This window comes from Tsukamurella strandjordii, from assembly GCF_039525985.1.
In the GTDB taxonomy this organism is placed as follows: domain Bacteria; phylum Actinomycetota; class Actinomycetes; order Mycobacteriales; family Mycobacteriaceae; genus Tsukamurella; species Tsukamurella strandjordii.
In genome coordinates this window covers 37,274-51,927 of the sequence record NZ_BAAAII010000013.1, presented here as the reverse complement: position 1 = coordinate 51,927, position 14,654 = coordinate 37,274, and the positions used below count along the sequence as shown (strand labels likewise).

Below are 14,654 nucleotides of genomic sequence, written 5' to 3'. Positions count from 1 at the left end.
TTCGTGAGTTCCATTGCCGACGAGGTCGCCCGCCGCCGCACGTTCGCCATCATCAGCCACCCCGACGCGGGTAAGTCGACGATGACGGAGGCGCTGGCACTGCACGCCCGGGTGATCAACGAGGCCGGCGCCATCCACGGCAAGGCGGGCCGCAAGTCCACCGTGTCCGACTGGATGGAGATGGAGAAGGCCCGCGGCATCTCGGTGAGCTCCACGGCGCTGCAGTTCAATTACACGCCCTCGGGCGCGGCCGAGGGCGACGAGCCCACGGTGATCAACCTGGTGGACACCCCCGGCCACGCCGACTTCTCCGAGGACACCTACCGCGTGCTGACCGCGGTCGACGCGGCGGTCATGCTGATCGACGCCGCGAAGGGCCTGGAGCCGCAGACGCTCAAGCTGTTCCAGGTGTGCCGCCATCGCGGCATCCCGGTGATCACGGTGATCAACAAGTGGGACCGGCCGGGCCGCACGCCGCTGGAGCTGCTCGACGAGATCTCCGAGCGCATCGGCCTGACGCCCACTCCCCTGTTCTGGCCCGTGGGCATCGCGGGCGATTTCCGCGGCCTGCGCGACGTGCGCAAGGACGAGTACGTGCACTTCACCCGCACCGCCGGCGGCGCGAAGATCGCTCCGGAGGAGCATCTTTCGACCGATGCCGCACTGGATCGCGAGGGCGACGTGTGGACCGAGGCGGTCGAGGAGACCGAGCTCATGACCGAGATGGGGCAGGGCCACGACCAGGAGATGTTCCTGGCCGGCCAGACCTCGCCCGTGATCTTCACCTCGGCCATCCTGAACTTCGGTGTGCGGCAGCTGCTGGAGGCGCTCGTGGAGCTGGCTCCGGCGCCGCACTCGCGGGCCGCGATCGACGACTCCGAGCGCGAGGTGACCGACCCGTTCAGCGCCGTGGTCTTCAAGGTGCAGGCGGGCATGGATGCCGCGCACCGGGATCGCCTGGCGTTCATGCGGATCGTCTCCGGCGAGTTCGAGCGGGGCATGGTGGTCCAGCACGCGCAGACCGGCAAGCCCTTCGCGACCAAGTACGCGATGACGGTGGTGGGCCGCGACCGTGAGACGGTCGAGACGGCGTACCCCGGCGACGTGGTGGGCCTGGTGAACGCCAACGCGCTCGCCCCCGGCGACACCCTGTACGACGGTGCCAAGGTGCAGTTCCCGCCCATCCCGTCGTTCGCCCCCGAACACTTCGCCGTGGTGCGCGCCGACTCCGCCGGCAAGTACAAGCAGTTCCGCAAGGGCATCGAGCAGCTGGGCACCGAGGGCGTGGTGCAGTTGCTGCGCAACGATGTCCGCGGCGACGCCTCGCCCGTGATGGCCGCCGTGGGCCCCATGCAGTTCGAGGTGGTGGTCGCGCGGATGAAGACCGAGTTCAACGTGGACGTGCAGGTGGAGCACCTCGGGTACAGCGTGGCCCGGCGCACCGATGCCGCCAGTGCCGACGAGCTCAACCGGCAGCGCGGCGTGGAGGTCTTCGAGCGCACCGACGGCGCCCTGCTGGCCCTGTTCTCGGACAAGTGGCGGCTGCAGTACATCGAGAAGGAGCACCCCGACCTCACGCTGGAGCCCCTGGTGGCCGCGGCGGATTGAGTCCGGCGCCAGGGGACCGATTCGGAAACCGGCGGGCAGACCGATCACGATCGACATGACACGCCCCGACCTGATTTTCGCCCGGTTTCAGACGCGGGCGCGCTGCGGGACCTCGCGGGCGAGCATGAGAGCCACTGCGCCCAACAGCGTTCCGGTGATCCGGCGCTGCCACACCGCCCACGCCGGACGCCGCAGGATCAACCCCGCGACCGCTCCCGCGGCCACCACGATCGCGGCGTTCACGGCCACCGATACTGCGATCTGAATGCCTCCGAGCAGGAAGCCCTGCGCCGCCGTGTGACCGCGGGCGGGATCGATGAACTGCGGGATCAGCGCGAGGTACATGATGGCCGCCTTGGGGTTGAGCAGATTGGTGAGCAGCCCCATGCGGAACAGCTTCCAGCCCGGATCGCGGGGCAGCTCAGCGGTATCGAACAGCCCTCGTCCGCCGGGCCGCAGCGCCTGCCATGCCAGATACCCGAGATAGGCGGCGCCGACCGCCTTGAAGCCCAGGAACAGCCAGGGCACCGCGACGAAGACCACCGCGAGCCCCAGATTCGCCAGCGTCAGGTACACCAGGAAGCCGACGGCGGTGCCGCCCAGCGAGATCAGCCCCGCGACGCGGCCCTGACCGATGCTGCGCGAGACCAGGGTACATCATGTTCGGCCCGGGGGTGAGCACCATCGCCAGTGCGGTCACCGTGATTCCCGCGATCGCGGCCCACGAAAGGATCATGCGACCCATCCTCGAGGGACCCGTCGACGCAGTACATAGCCAGTCGGGTGTGACTGGCCCTGCCGGGCCACCAGCGCCAGGATCACGATCAGCAGGGGCACCCCGATGTCGAAGACGAGGATGCCGCCGGTGTTGCCGGGCTGATGATCGCCGTGCGCGAACCACTGGAAGACGTGCCCGTAGGCGGCGCCCCACAGGAAGATCCCGTACCCGAGGCCGAGGGCGAGCCGCAGTTCCGGCCGTCGGTACGCCGCGATCACCGCGAGGAAGGCGAAACCGACATTGGCGAAGGCGATCTCGAACTGGAAGGGGTTGCCGGCGGGGAAGCCGATCGCCTCGGCCATGACATCACCCGCGAACAGGAAGCTCAGCCCCACCCACACCGAGCCGCCCGCCGCGGCCACCACCAGCCACCAGCGTTGCCAGATCTCCAGCGCCCGGTCGCGGTGGCGCACCGAGCCGATCGAGGCCCCGATCACCGCGAGGAGCGGGAGGAACAGGGGCGCAGCGGACTGGACCGTGAATTCGTATGCATCACTCATGACTTGAATGTAAATCTGTTAACATTAACGTATCAAGACTGATATTCTCCGTGCATGAGCGAAGCGAACGAGGGCCTCGGCGACGTCCTGAACCACATCACCATGCTGCTCGGGATCGTCACCCGCGAGTACGGCGAGCCGGGTGCGCTGAGCTACAGCCGGATGCGGCTGCTGGGCACACTGGAGGAGGTGCAGCCCGCCACGCAACACGAACTGGCGCAGGCGATGCTGGTCTCCGACGCCGCCGTCAGCCGGATGCTCTCCACGCTCGCCGCGGACGGCCTGGTGAGCGTGGAGGTCGACCCCGACCACGCCCGCCGGCGCCTGGTGCGGCTCACCCCGGAGGGCGCCGAGCGGTTCCACGCCTCCAGCACCGACTACGCGGCACAACTCGAAAAGGCGCTCACCGACCGCGGTTTCCCGTACGAGCAGTACCTGCAGGACAGCAAGGTACTGCGCGACATCCTGGCGACCGCGGCCGGTCGCGGCTGACTCAGCCGCCGACGAGCTCGGTGATCTCCTGCGGATCGATCTCGTCGAAGGTGGCCGGGGAGAACTTCGGATCGCGCGTCTTGTCCACCAGCACCGCGCGGATGCCCTCCACGAAATCGGGGCGGCGGATCAGCTTGGCGCCCACCACCGCCTCCTCGGCGAGACACTGCGGCAGCGTGCGCTCGGCGGCCTTGCGGACCAGCGAGAAGGTCACGAACACCGAGGTGGGGCACGCCGTGGCGAGCTGCTCGCGGGCGGTCGCGGCCCAGTCACCGTCGGCCTGCCCGACGGCCGCGAGGATCTCCGGCGCCGAACCGAGCCCGAACACCGCGGCCACCTGATCGAGCGGCAGCGAGGCCGCCGGGGCGGTACCGCCGAACCGGGCGAGCGACTCGTCGAGGTCGCCGCCCTCCAGCAGCGTGTCCTTGAGCTCGCCCATGTTCTCGGACGGCACGAAGTGGGTGGCGAGCCCGACGGCCAGTGCATCGCCCGCGCCGATCCGGGCGGCGGTCATGCCCATCAGCTCGCCGACGCCCTCCGGCAGGCGGCCGAGGATGTAGGTGGCGCCCACATCGGGAAGGAAGCCGATCGCCACCTCGGGCATCGCGATGAGTGCCTTCTCGGAGACCACGCGGTGCGATCCGTGGATCGAAACACCCACGCCGCCACCCATGTTCACACCGTCGATCAGCGCGATCACCGGCTTGGGGAATTCCGCGAGCCGCAGATTCATCTCGTACTCGTCGCGGAAGAACGGGGTGAAGTCCTCCCCCGCCACCACCTGATCGCGGATGGCCCGGATATCGCCGCCCGCGCAGTAGGCCTTCGGCGAGGCGGAGGTCAGCAGGACGCGGGTCACCGCATCGTCGGACTCCCAGGCCTGCAGGGCCGCATCGATCGCGTGCACCATGTCCATGGTGAGCGCGTTGAGCGCCTTCGGCCGGTTCAGTTCGATGTGCCCGGTGCCCCCGGACACGGAGGTGACGATGTCGGTCACTGCACGCCTCTCAGAATTAGTCGCATATCCAACTAGTTCAGTCTGACAGGCGCCCGCGTAATCTGGAACCGCGATGGCGAATCTTCTGGGCGCGGATGCGCTCCACCTCGAGTACCCGACCAAAGTGGTCTTCGATTCCGTCTCCCTCGGTGTGAACGAGGGAGACCGGATCGGCATCGTCGGCCGCAACGGCGACGGCAAGTCCAGCCTGCTCGGCATGCTGGCCGGCACCCGCGAACCCGACTCGGGCCGCGTCACCCGGCGCGGCGGCGTCCGCGTGGGCGTGCTCACCCAGACCGACCTGTTCGACGACACCGACACCGTCGGGCATTCCGTGGTGGGCGAGACGCCCGAACACGAGTGGGCGGGCAACCCCAAGGTGCGCGACATCATCGCCGGGCTCCTCGCCGACCTGCCCTGGGACGCGACCCTCGGCTCCCTCTCCGGCGGCCAGCGGCGGCGCGTACAGCTCGCCCAGCTGCTCGCGGGCGACCACGACGTGCTCGCCCTCGACGAGCCGACCAACCACCTCGACGTCGAGGCGATCGAATGGCTCGCCGGCCACCTCAAGACCCGCTGGCCCGCCGGCCAGGGCGGCCTGCTCATGGTGACCCACGACCGGTGGATCCTCGACGAGGTGTGCACCGCCACCTGGGAGGTGCACGACCGCATCGTCGAGCCCTTCGAGGGCGGCTACGCCGCGTACATCCTGCAGCGCGTGGAACGCGACCGGCAGGCCGCGACCATCGAGCAGAAGCGGCAGAACCTGGCCCGCAAGGAGCTCGCCTGGCTGCGCCGCGGCGCCCCCGCGCGCACCAGCAAGCCGAAGTTCCGGATCGACGCGGCGAACGCGCTGATCTCCGACGTCCCCGAGATCCGCAACAAGACCGAGCTGGCCTCGCTCGCGGTGTCCCGGCTCGGCAAGGACGTGGTCGACATCCTCGACGTCTCCGTCAGCTACGGCGACAAGCAGGTGCTCAGCGACATCGAATGGCGCATCGCGCCCGGCGAGCGCACCGGCATCCTCGGCGTGAACGGCGCCGGCAAGTCGACCCTCCTCGGGCTGGTCGACGGTGCCGTCTCCCCCACCTCCGGCACGGTCAAGCGCGGCAAGACCGTCAAGGTGGTCACGCTCACCCAGCGGCTCGACGAGCTGGAGGAGCACCAGGACGATCCGGTCCGCGTGGTGCTCGCCGATCTGGCCGTGAGCTTCACCGTGGGCAGCGGCTCCAAGGCGCAGGACCTCACGCCCTCGCAGTTGCTGGAGCGCCTCGGCTTCGCCTCCGAGCAGCTCTCGACCCCGGTCAAGGACCTCTCCGGCGGCCAGAAGCGGCGGCTGCAGCTGCTGCTCATCCTGCTGGATCAGCCGAACGTGCTGATCCTCGACGAGCCCACCAACGACCTCGACACCGACATGCTGGCCGCGATGGAGGACCTCCTCGATTCCTGGCCCGGCACGCTGATCGTGGTGAGCCACGACCGGTACTTCCTCGAACGCGTCACCGACCAGCAGTACGCCATCCTCGACCGCCGCCTGCGGCACCTGCCGGGCGGCGTGGACGAGTACCTCGCGCTGCGCCGCGCCCAGCAGAACACCACCGCGGCCGCGGCCGCCGCACCCGCGGCGTCCACGCCCGGGCTCAGCGGCGCCGAACTGCGGGCCGCTCAGAAGGAGGTCACCGCCGTCGAGCGGCGGATGGCCAAGCTCACCGAGCAGATCGACAAGGCCAAGATCGCGCTCGCCGACCACGATCAGGGCGATTACGCCGGCCTCGCCGACGAGATGAAGAAGATCTCCGCACTGGAAGACGAGCTCGCCGATCAGGAGACCCGCTGGTTCGAGCTCACCGAGGCGCTCGACTCCTAGCCGGTCCAGCGGAGGCTGATCTAGCGGAGCACCTCGGCGCCGGCCACCGGGCCGGAGGCCACGCGCACCGTCCGACACACGCCCGCACCGGCGAGCTCCGAGCCCACCTCGACGGCCGAGTCGGCGTCGATGCACAGGAAGGCACAGGTGGGACCACTGCCGGAGACGATGCCCGCCAGGGCGCCCGCCTCCATGCCCGCCCGCAGCGTGCGCCGCAGACCCGGCTGCAGCGACAGCGCCGCGGCCTGCAGATCGTTGGCGAGCAGCGGCGCAAGGCGATTCGGATCGCCCGAGGCGACGGCGGCGAGCAGATCGTCGGGGCTGCCCGCGCGCGGCGGATCGCCCACCTCGCGCAGCCGGTCCAGCTCGCGGTAGACGGCCGGGGTGCTCAGCCCCTCGCGGGCCAGCGCCAGCGTCCAGTGGAACTCGCCGCGCGAGAGCGCGGGGATCAACTGCTCACCGCGGCCGGTACCGAGCGCGGTGCCGCCGTGCAGCGAGAACGGCACATCGGAGCCGAGGGTCGCGGCGATCTCGTCGAGCTCCGGCCGGGACAGGTCCAGGTGCCACAGCGTCGCGGCGCCCAGCAGCGCGGCGGCCGCATCCGCGGATCCGCCGGCCATCCCGCCGGCCACCGGGATGCCCTTGGCGATGGCGATCCGCAGCGCGGGATCGAGGCCGTACCGCTCCGCGAGCGCCACCACGGCCCGCGCGGCGAGGTTGGTGGGATCGGTGGGCACGTCCTGCGCGCCCTCCCCGGAGACGTGCAGGGACAGCTCCTCGGCGCGGCTGAGCGTGACCTCGTCGTGCAGCGACAACGCCTGGAAGACGGTCTGCAACTCGTGATAGCCGTCGGGGCGCACATCGCCGACGCCGAGGTGCAGGTTCACCTTCGCGGGTGCGCGCACGGTGAGCGACGGGGGAACCACGGAAAGCACGCGGTCCAGACTACGGTGCCGGGGCGGTATCGGCGTCCGCGGCGGGCCGCTCGACCTTGGCGCGGGCGATCGCGGCGAACTGCTCCACCGTGAGCTTCTCGCCCCGCTCCCGCGGATCGATACCGGCCGCGACCAGCGCCTCCTCGGCCAGCACCGGGGAACCCGCCCAGCCGCCGAGTGCGGCGCGCAGCGTCTTTCTGCGCTGGGCGAACGCGGCGTCGATGGCCGCCCACAGGTCGGCGCGGGGCACATCGGGCCGCTCCTCGGGCGCGCGCAGGTCGATCCGCACCAGCCCCGACTCCACGTTCGGCTCCGGCCAGAAGACGGCGCGCCCCACGGTGCCGGCCTTGCGGACATCACCGTAGTAGGCCGCCTTGACCGACGGGACGCCGTACACCCGGGAGCCCGGTCCGGCGGCCAACCGATCGGCCACCTCCAACTGCACCATGACGAGCACGGTGCGCAGCGTCGGCACCTCGGCGAGCAGGTGCAGCAGGACGGGCACCGCCACGTTGTACGGGAGGTTCGCCACGAGCACCGTCGGGGCGCCTGCGGAAGCCACCTGCTCGCCCGTCACCTTGAGCGCGTCCTCGCCGATCACGGTGAGGTTGCCCGCCAGATCCGGAGCGCGATCGGCGACCGTCTGCGGAAGCTGCTGCGCCAGAACGGGATCGATCTCCACCGCGGTCACCGAGGCGGCGGCGTCGAGCAGCGCCAGGGTGAGCGATCCGAGCCCCGGCCCCACCTCGAGGGCCACATCGTCGGGCCGGACGCCCGCGGCCGTCACGATCTTGCGGACCGTGTTCGGGTCGTGGACGAAGTTCTGCCCGAGCTGCTTGGTGGGCCGAACGGACAACTGCCCGGCCAGCGCGCGGATCTCCGCGGGGCCGAGCAGTCGAGCCTGATTCTTGAATTCGGCGCCGGTCACAACGGCTGAGTCTACTTACTCCGAGTTGCCGGACAGTCCGAGCTTCGACGAGCAGGACGGCCAGGCACCCCAGCCCTGCGCCTTGAGCGTCTTGCGGGCGATGTCGATCTGCTCCTCGCGGGTGGCCTTGTCGGCGGTGGGGGCGTACTTGCCGCCGCCGTGGCGCAGCCAGGTGCCGTAGTCGAACTGCACGCCGCCGTAGAAGCCGTTGCCGGTGTTGATGGCCCAGTTGCCGGTGGCCTCGCACTGCACCAGCTTGTCCCACACCGAACCCGCCGGCACGAAGGGCGCGCCCGGGGCGGTGCCGACGGCGGTGACGCCGGGAACGCCCGGATCGGTGACCGTGGCGGAGAGCTTCTCGCGGGAGACGACCTTGCCGTTCACCACGTGCTCGCGGTACTGCACGTCCTGCTTGCCGAGCTTGCCCGGATCCTTGATCTCGGTCTTGCCGTTGATCAGCTTCGGATCGTCGACCTTCTTCGGCGGCGCGGTGTAGGGCTCGGTGACGGAAACCGTGGTGATGCGGTTGCGGACCACACTGATGGTCATGCCCGGGCGGATCGGGGCGGACGCGGCGGGCGTCACCGAATCCTGCTGGATCAGCGGCGCGCCCATCTTCGCGAGGTACTCGCCCACGGTGCGGCCCGCGGCGTTGGCGCCCACCGTCGTGCCGCTGTCGGACACGGTGAGCGCGACCGGGGTGACCACGGAGACGGCCGCACCGTCGAGCGGGACGGGCGCATCGGCGGGCACGGAGACGAAGTTCTTCGGATCGCCCAGCCCGGCCGCGGCGAGGGCGGCGCCCATCGACAGGTCGGTGGTCTTCACGGTGCGCACGGAGCCGTTGACGTCGACCGCGATGTCACGGGCGTGCTGCACGGTGATCGGCTGGTCGGGCGAGACGGTCTGGTTCAGGGCCGGGACGACCTTGTCGTCGGCACCCGCGGCGATACCCGCAGAGTTGAGGATCGACTTCACCGAGCGGCTCATCGTGGAGACCTCGCGCGGCTGACCGTCGACGTTGACGGTGACCTCGGTGTACATGGCCGCGGCGGTGCCGCCGCCCGCCATGACGGCGATGAGCATCGCGCCGGTCAGGGCGCGGACGGGGCCGTTCTCCAGGCGCGTCGCCGCGGCGGCGAGGCGCGACTTCGACGGTGCCGCCTCGGTCTCGGGGGTCTCGTCGGCCGCAGCGGCCTCCGCGACGGGAGCAGCCGTCTCGACGGGGACGTCGACGGCCTCGGGGGCCCCGTCGTCGCCGTAGACCTCGGACTCGAGGTCCATGATCTCCTGGTCGACCTCCAGGTCGACCGTGGTGCCGTCGATGCCGGCCATCCGCGACTGCACGCGGGCGACATCGAATTCGGCGGTCCGCTGACCGGTCTGCGGGAGGACCTCGGGGCGCGACTGGGCGCTGTCTCGCTGATCCGCCGTTGTGGTGTTGTCTGCGTCGAGCTCAGGCACTGTGACTTCCCGGGTGGTGGACTGCGAGTGATCAAGTGGCGACGTTTCGGTCGCCATTACATCACGGTACGGTAACGGAGAACCGGGCGACGTGCCAGTTTCCGAACATATTCGCAGGTCAGAAGCGTGGCCCGAAGACACGCTTCGCCGTTGCAGTGGTACAAGCCGCGATCCGCTCCGGCGTCGTCCCGCGCAGCTCCGCGAGGAAGCGCGCGGTGTACGGGATGCAGTAGGACTCGTTCGGGGTGCCGCGGAACGGGTGCGGGGTGAGGTACGGGGCATCGGTCTCGACGAGGAACTGATCGTCGGGCACCAGACGCGCGGCCTCCTGCAGTTCGGCGGCGTTCGAGAAGGTGACGGTGCCGGAGAAGCTCAGCACGTAGCCGCGGTCGACGCACTCGCGCGCCATCTCCGCATCGCCGGAGAAGCAGTGGAAGATCACCGTCTCGGGGGCGCCGAAGCGCTCCAGGTCGGCCAGGATGTCGGCGTCGGCCTCGCGGTTGTGGATCATCAGCGGCTTGTCCAGCCGTTTCGCCAGGTCGATGTGCCAGCCGAAGGCCCGGTGCTGCTGCTCCGGGGTGGCCACATCCTCGCGCTTGTCGAGCCAGTACCAATCGAGCCCGGTCTCGCCGATCGCGACGCAGCGCGGATCGGCCGCGAGCCGCTCCAACTCCTCCGGCGCACCGCCGAGTTCCAGTTGGTGGGCGTCCGTCGGGTGCAGGGCCACGGCGGCGTACACGCGGTCGTCCCACCGCGAGGCCTCGATCACGTAGCGCGCCTGCTCCAGATCGCAGGCGACCGTGACCACCCGCTCCACGCCCACCGAGGCGGCGCGGTCCACGAGCGCGCGCACGTCCTCCGGAGTGCGGGCCCGGCAGCCGTCGAGATGGGTGTGGGCGTCGACCAGGCCGCCCAGCGGCGCGGGCAGCGGAGGCGGCGGCTTCTTCTTCCCCATGTCCCCCATTGTTCCCGTACTCCGTCCACGGCCCGCACGGGGACCATGTTTAATCCGGCCTTAAGCGCCGTCGAAGCAGCACCTGGTCGACTCGGCGCAACCGAACCGAGGAGCAAGTCACATGAAGAGGTCCATCCTGCCGTCGCTGATCGTGGCGAGCGCGGCCCTGCTGGCCGCCTGCGGCACCACTGTGACCGGCCAGCCCACCACCGCGCCGAGCTCGACCGGCACCTCGACCTCCGAGGCGCCCGTCATCGTCCCCGCCGGTCTGGACACGGGCACCTTCCCCATCACCGCACAACCGCTTCCGGCGCCCACGGCCGAGGCCGCCTGGGTGGTCGAGGGCAATCGCATGGGCGACGACGCGCTGATCCAGGTCAACGAGGTGGATCCGCGCCTCATCATGGGCGGCGCGATCATGCGCTCCTACCCCGTGCTGAGCGGCAACGACCTCGTGGAGCGGGTGCCCGACGCCACCGCGACCGCCTTCGCGGCGAACTCGATGCGCGTCGGCATGACCACCACGCGTGGCGACAAGCTCGACTCCCCGACGGTCGCCGTCCGCATCGGCCTGTACCGGTTCGACGATCCGCAGACCGCGCTCAAGGCACTCGAGGACGTCCGGCGCGCCACCACCGCGCAGCCCCGGATCGCGATCACCGGCACCGACAACGTGCTCGCCGGCGAGTTCAAGCCGGGCACTGTGGACACGTACCGGACCGAGGGACCGTTCGTCATCAACATCAGCGGCACCGGTCCCACCACCGACGAGGGCGCCGCAGTCGTCGCCAAGGCCTACCAGGCGGAGCTGCCGAAGCTGAAGGCCTTCCAGCCGACCGCCACCGACCGGGTCGCCACACTCCCCACCGATGTCGATGCGATCGTGAGCCGGACCCTGCCGCTCGACGGCACCGAATCCACGCCGCTCCTCCTGGTCGGGCACTACGGCCTGAACGGCGTGCTCCACCGCATCGCCGACATCAGCAAGGACGCGGACTACCGCAACGCCGGCATCGATCTGGTCGGGCAGCGCGGCAACGTGGTCTACCGGACCCGGGACGCCGCCGCGGCGACCGCGCTCGCCGCGGGGCTGAACGGGCGGAACCAGCAGATCTCCGGCATCCCGCAGCTGCCCTCGGTGACCTGCGGAACGCACCGCACCACGAACTACACGTGGTGCTACGTCCCCGTCGGCCGCTACCTGTCGACCGTGAGCGACAGGACGGAGGCGACCGCCAAGCAGAAGGCCGCGGCGCAATTCACCGTGCTCGCGACCACGAAGTAGCACCTCCACACCGACGACCCTGTTTAATCCGGTACCAAGCGCCCGCGCCATCCACAACGGCCGACGCGGCGCCACCGATTCGAGGAGCAATCAGATGAAGAAGTCCGTCCTGCCGGTGCTGGTCGTGAGCACCGCCGCTCTGCTCGCCGCATGCGGCACCACCGTGAGCGGCCAGCCCACCACCGCGCCCAGCGCATCGTCGGCCGCCGCGACCGTGAAGGTGCCCGCCGGGCTCGACACGGGCACCTACCCCACCACCGCCAAGCCGCAGCCGCCCGCGTCCACCGACACCGCCTGGGTGGTCGAGGGCAACCGGATGGGCGACGAGGCGCTGATCCAGGCCAACGAGGTGGACCCGCGCCTGATCATCGGCGGCGCCGGGCTGCGCTCGTTCCCCGTGCTGCGCGGCACCCAGCTCAGCGAGCGCGTGCCGGACGCGACCTACAAGGCCTTCTCCTCCAACAACATGCGCGTCGGCATGACCACCACGCGCGGCGACAAGCTGGAGGCACCGTCGGTCGCCGTCCGGATCGGCCTGTACCGCTTCGACACCCCGCAGGACGCGACCAAGGCCGTCGAGGCGATCCGCCGCGCCACCACCGCGCAGCGGCAGGTGCCGATCACGAGCACCCCGAACGTGCTGGCCAGCGAGTTCAAGCCCGGCACCGTCGACAGCTACCTCGCCGAGGGCGCCTTCGTGATCAACGTGAGCGGCACCGGCCCGACCACCGACGAGGGCGCGACCTTCGTCAACAAGGCCTTCCAGCTCGAGCTGCCGAAGGTGAAGGGATTCAAGCCCACACCGTCGTCGCAGGTGCCCTCGCTGCCCTCGGACGAGGACGGCATCCTCAGCCGGACACTGCCCCTGAGCGGCACCGAACCGAACCCGGAGCTGCGCATCGGCTACTACGACCTGAACGGGCTGCTGCACCGGATTCCCGACATCAGCAAGGCCGCCACGTACAAGGACGCCGGCGTCGATCTCGTGGGCCAGGCCAGCAACGTGGTGTACCGCACCCGGAGCGAGAAGGCCGCCACCGATTTCGTCAAGGCCCTCGCGGCGCGGGACCAGCCGATCGCGGGCATCCCGGCGCTGCCCTCGGTGACCTGCACGAACCAGCCCACGACCAAGGTCTTCTGGTGCTTCGTGCCGGTGGGTCGCTACGTGTCCACGGTCAGCGACGCCAACGAGGCCGTGGCGAAGCAGAAGGCCTCGGCCCAGTTCTCCGTCCTGGCGACGACGAAGTAGTCGTTACTCGGCGTCCGGCTCCACGTAGCGCGGGAAGACGCCCTGCGGCTTCGGCAGGGCGGTCCCGGCCTTGAGCCGGGTGCCGACGGCCGCGAAGGTCCGCTCGTCGCGCGGCTGCTCCAGCAGGGTGAGCAACTCCTCGGAGGATTCCGGCATCACCGGCTGCAGCAGCAGCGCGACCTGGCGGACCACCTCGGCGGTCACGTAGAGCACCGTGCCCATCCGCGCGGGGTCCGTGGCCTTGAGCTTCCACGGCTCCTGCGCCGAGAAGTAGCGGTTGGTCTCGGCGAGCACCGCCCAGATCGACTCCAGGTACAGGTGCAGCGCCTGGTTGTCGACGTGTCCGCGGACCGTCGCGAGCAGTGCGTCGGCCTGGGCCAGCAGCGCGGTGTCCTCGGCGGTGAACTCGCCGGGGGTGGGCACCGTGCCCGCGCAGTTCTTGTTGATCATCGACAGCGACCGCTGCGCCAGGTTGCCGAGCTCGTTCGCCAGGTCGGCGTTGATCCGGCCGACGATGGCCTCGTGGCTGTAGCTGCCGTCCTGGCCGAAGCTCACCTCGCGGAGCAGGAAGAAGCGCACCGCGTCGAGGCCGTAGGCGGCGATCAGCTGGTACGGGTCGACCACGTTGCCGACCGACTTGCTCATCTTCTCGCCCTTGTTGAACAGGAAGCCGTGCGCGAAGACCCGCTCGGGCAGCTCGATCCCGGCGCTCATCAGGAAGGCCGGCCAGTACACGGCGTGGAACCGGATGATGTCCTTGCCGATCATCTGCAGGTTCGGCGGCCAGTACCGCTGGAACTGCTCGGAATCGACATCCGGGTAGCCGGCGCCGGTGAGGTAGTTGGTGAGGGCGTCCACCCAGACGTACATCACGTGCTGCGGGTCGCCGGGCACGGGCACGCCCCAGTCGAAGGTGGTGCGGCTGATCGACAGGTCCTTGAGGCCGCCCTTGATGAAGCTGACGATCTCGTTGCGCCGGGTGGCGGGCTCCAGGTAGCCGGGCCGCTCCTCGAACAGCTTCAGCAGCTTGTCCTCGTAGGCCGAGAGCCGGAAGAAGTACGAGGCCTCCTCGGTCCACTCCACGGGGGTGCCGGTGGAGATGGCGGCGCGGGTGCCGTCCTCGAGCAGGGTGGTCTCGTCCTCGGCGTAGTAGGCCTCGTCGCGCACCGAGTACCAGCCGGCGAAGGTGTCGAGGTAGATGTCGCCGTTCGCGGCGAGCTTCTCCCAGATGTCCTGCGAGGCGGTGTAGTGATCGGTGTCCGTGGTGCGGATGAACCGGTCGAAGGTCGAGCCAACGGCGCGCTGCAGCGCCTCGAAGGCGGCGGCGTTGCGGTCGGCGAGGGCCTTGGTCTCGATGCCCTCCTTGGCGGCGGCCTGCTGCATCTTGAGGCCGTGCTCGTCGGTTCCCGTCAGGAAGAAGACGTCGAAACCGTCGAGGCGCTTGAAGCGCGCGATCGTGTCGGTGGCGATGTACTCGTAGGCGTGCCCGATGTGGGGCACGCCGTTCGGATACGCGATCGCCGTGGTGACGTAGAAAGCCTTGTCTGCAGCCATGATGGGCCCAGCTTATCGGGGGCGCGCAAGGCCGTTTGCGCT

The 14,654-nt window shown here is 69.9% G+C and carries 12 protein-coding genes and 1 pseudogene; 5 read left to right on the top strand and 8 right to left on the bottom strand.

The window, feature by feature from the left end; genetic code table 11:
* The first annotated feature begins 3 nt into the window (after window positions 1-3).
* Window positions 4-1,608, top strand: a complete 1,605-nt coding sequence (locus tag ABD108_RS20345; RefSeq protein WP_343931240.1) for a peptide chain release factor 3 — start codon at window positions 4-6, stop codon at window positions 1,606-1,608.
* A gap of 87 nt (window positions 1,609-1,695) precedes the next feature.
* Here the strand turns inward: ABD108_RS20345 and ABD108_RS20340 are convergent.
* Window positions 1,696-2,341, bottom strand: a pseudogene (locus ABD108_RS20340) (LysE family translocator).
* On the bottom strand, window positions 2,341-2,886 hold the full coding sequence (locus ABD108_RS20335) for a DUF6790 family protein (RefSeq protein ID WP_343931239.1): 546 nt from the start codon (window positions 2,884-2,886) through the stop codon (window positions 2,341-2,343). The pseudogene ABD108_RS20340 and the gene ABD108_RS20335 overlap by 1 nt, the downstream one beginning before the upstream one ends.
* A gap of 54 nt (window positions 2,887-2,940) precedes the next feature.
* On the opposite strand from ABD108_RS20335, the gene ABD108_RS20330 reads away from it, so the two are divergent.
* Entirely contained in the window at window positions 2,941-3,378 is a 438-nt protein-coding gene (locus ABD108_RS20330; protein WP_220658118.1) for a MarR family winged helix-turn-helix transcriptional regulator, read from the top strand.
* Between the two features lies 1 nt (window position 3,379).
* Here ABD108_RS20330 and ABD108_RS20325 read toward each other — a convergent pair whose 3' ends face one another.
* Window positions 3,380-4,375 carry an enoyl-CoA hydratase/isomerase family protein gene (locus ABD108_RS20325; protein WP_343931238.1) on the bottom strand — a complete coding sequence of 332 codons (996 nt, stop codon included), beginning with the start codon at window positions 4,373-4,375 and terminating at the stop codon, window positions 3,380-3,382.
* Between the two features lie 73 nt (window positions 4,376-4,448).
* On the opposite strand from ABD108_RS20325, the gene ABD108_RS20320 reads away from it, so the two are divergent.
* Window positions 4,449-6,242, top strand: coding sequence for an ABC-F family ATP-binding cassette domain-containing protein (locus tag ABD108_RS20320; RefSeq protein WP_343931237.1), 1,794 nt, complete (start codon window positions 4,449-4,451; stop codon window positions 6,240-6,242).
* A 20-nt stretch (window positions 6,243-6,262) separates the two neighbouring features.
* Here the strand turns inward: ABD108_RS20320 and ABD108_RS20315 are convergent, their stop codons facing one another.
* The 4 genes from ABD108_RS20315 to ABD108_RS20300 form a co-directional block, all read right to left on the bottom strand.
* The gene (locus ABD108_RS20315) at window positions 6,263-7,177 is read right to left on the bottom strand and encodes a 4-(cytidine 5'-diphospho)-2-C-methyl-D-erythritol kinase (protein ID WP_220658115.1); all 915 of its coding nucleotides are present in this window, start codon (window positions 7,175-7,177) and stop codon (window positions 6,263-6,265) included.
* A gap of 10 nt (window positions 7,178-7,187) precedes the next feature.
* Entirely contained in the window at window positions 7,188-8,105 is a 918-nt protein-coding gene (gene rsmA / locus ABD108_RS20310; protein ID WP_305110961.1) for a 16S rRNA (adenine(1518)-N(6)/adenine(1519)-N(6))-dimethyltransferase RsmA, read from the bottom strand.
* Window positions 8,106-8,120: 15 nt separating this feature from the next.
* On the bottom strand, window positions 8,121-9,626 hold the full coding sequence (locus ABD108_RS20305; RefSeq protein ID WP_343931236.1) for a resuscitation-promoting factor: 1,506 nt from the start codon (window positions 9,624-9,626) through the stop codon (window positions 8,121-8,123).
* A 61-nt stretch (window positions 9,627-9,687) separates the two neighbouring features.
* Window positions 9,688-10,524 (bottom strand): TatD family hydrolase, encoded by an 837-nt coding sequence (locus ABD108_RS20300; protein ID WP_343931235.1) that lies wholly within the window; start codon window positions 10,522-10,524, stop codon window positions 9,688-9,690.
* A 121-nt stretch (window positions 10,525-10,645) separates the two neighbouring features.
* On the opposite strand from ABD108_RS20300, the gene ABD108_RS20295 reads away from it, so the two are divergent.
* Both ABD108_RS20295 and ABD108_RS20290 read left to right on the top strand, forming a co-directional pair.
* Entirely contained in the window at window positions 10,646-11,809 is a 1,164-nt protein-coding gene (locus tag ABD108_RS20295; RefSeq protein ID WP_343931234.1) for a DUF7373 family lipoprotein, read from the top strand.
* Between the two features lie 94 nt (window positions 11,810-11,903).
* Window positions 11,904-13,058, top strand: coding sequence for a DUF7373 family lipoprotein (locus ABD108_RS20290; RefSeq protein WP_343931233.1), 1,155 nt, complete (start codon window positions 11,904-11,906; stop codon window positions 13,056-13,058).
* Window positions 13,059-13,061: 3 nt separating this feature from the next.
* Here ABD108_RS20290 and metG read toward each other — a convergent pair whose 3' ends face one another.
* Complete coding sequence (metG, locus tag ABD108_RS20285) at window positions 13,062-14,612, bottom strand: methionine--tRNA ligase (protein WP_343931232.1); 1,551 nt, start codon at window positions 14,610-14,612, stop codon at window positions 13,062-13,064.
* Window positions 14,613-14,654: the final 42 nt, after the last annotated feature.

Bases quoted from the DNA above. Each gene is read 5' to 3' on its own strand.
- ABD108_RS20295 (WP_343931234.1), top strand. From the start codon at position 10,646: ATGAAGAGGTCCATCCTGCCGTCGCTGATCGTGGCGAGCGCGGCCCTG.
- ABD108_RS20305 (WP_343931236.1), bottom strand. From the start codon at position 9,626: ATGGCGACCGAAACGTCGCCACTTGATCACTCGCAGTCCACCACCCGG.
- ABD108_RS20300 (WP_343931235.1), bottom strand. From the start codon at position 10,524: ATGGGGAAGAAGAAGCCGCCGCCTCCGCTGCCCGCGCCGCTGGGCGGC.
- ABD108_RS20290 (WP_343931233.1), top strand. From the start codon at position 11,904: ATGAAGAAGTCCGTCCTGCCGGTGCTGGTCGTGAGCACCGCCGCTCTG.
- ABD108_RS20330 (WP_220658118.1), top strand. From the start codon at position 2,941: ATGAGCGAAGCGAACGAGGGCCTCGGCGACGTCCTGAACCACATCACC.
- ABD108_RS20335 (WP_343931239.1), bottom strand. From the start codon at position 2,886: ATGAGTGATGCATACGAATTCACGGTCCAGTCCGCTGCGCCCCTGTTC.
- metG (WP_343931232.1), bottom strand. From the start codon at position 14,612: ATGGCTGCAGACAAGGCTTTCTACGTCACCACGGCGATCGCGTATCCG.
- ABD108_RS20320 (WP_343931237.1), top strand. From the start codon at position 4,449: ATGGCGAATCTTCTGGGCGCGGATGCGCTCCACCTCGAGTACCCGACC.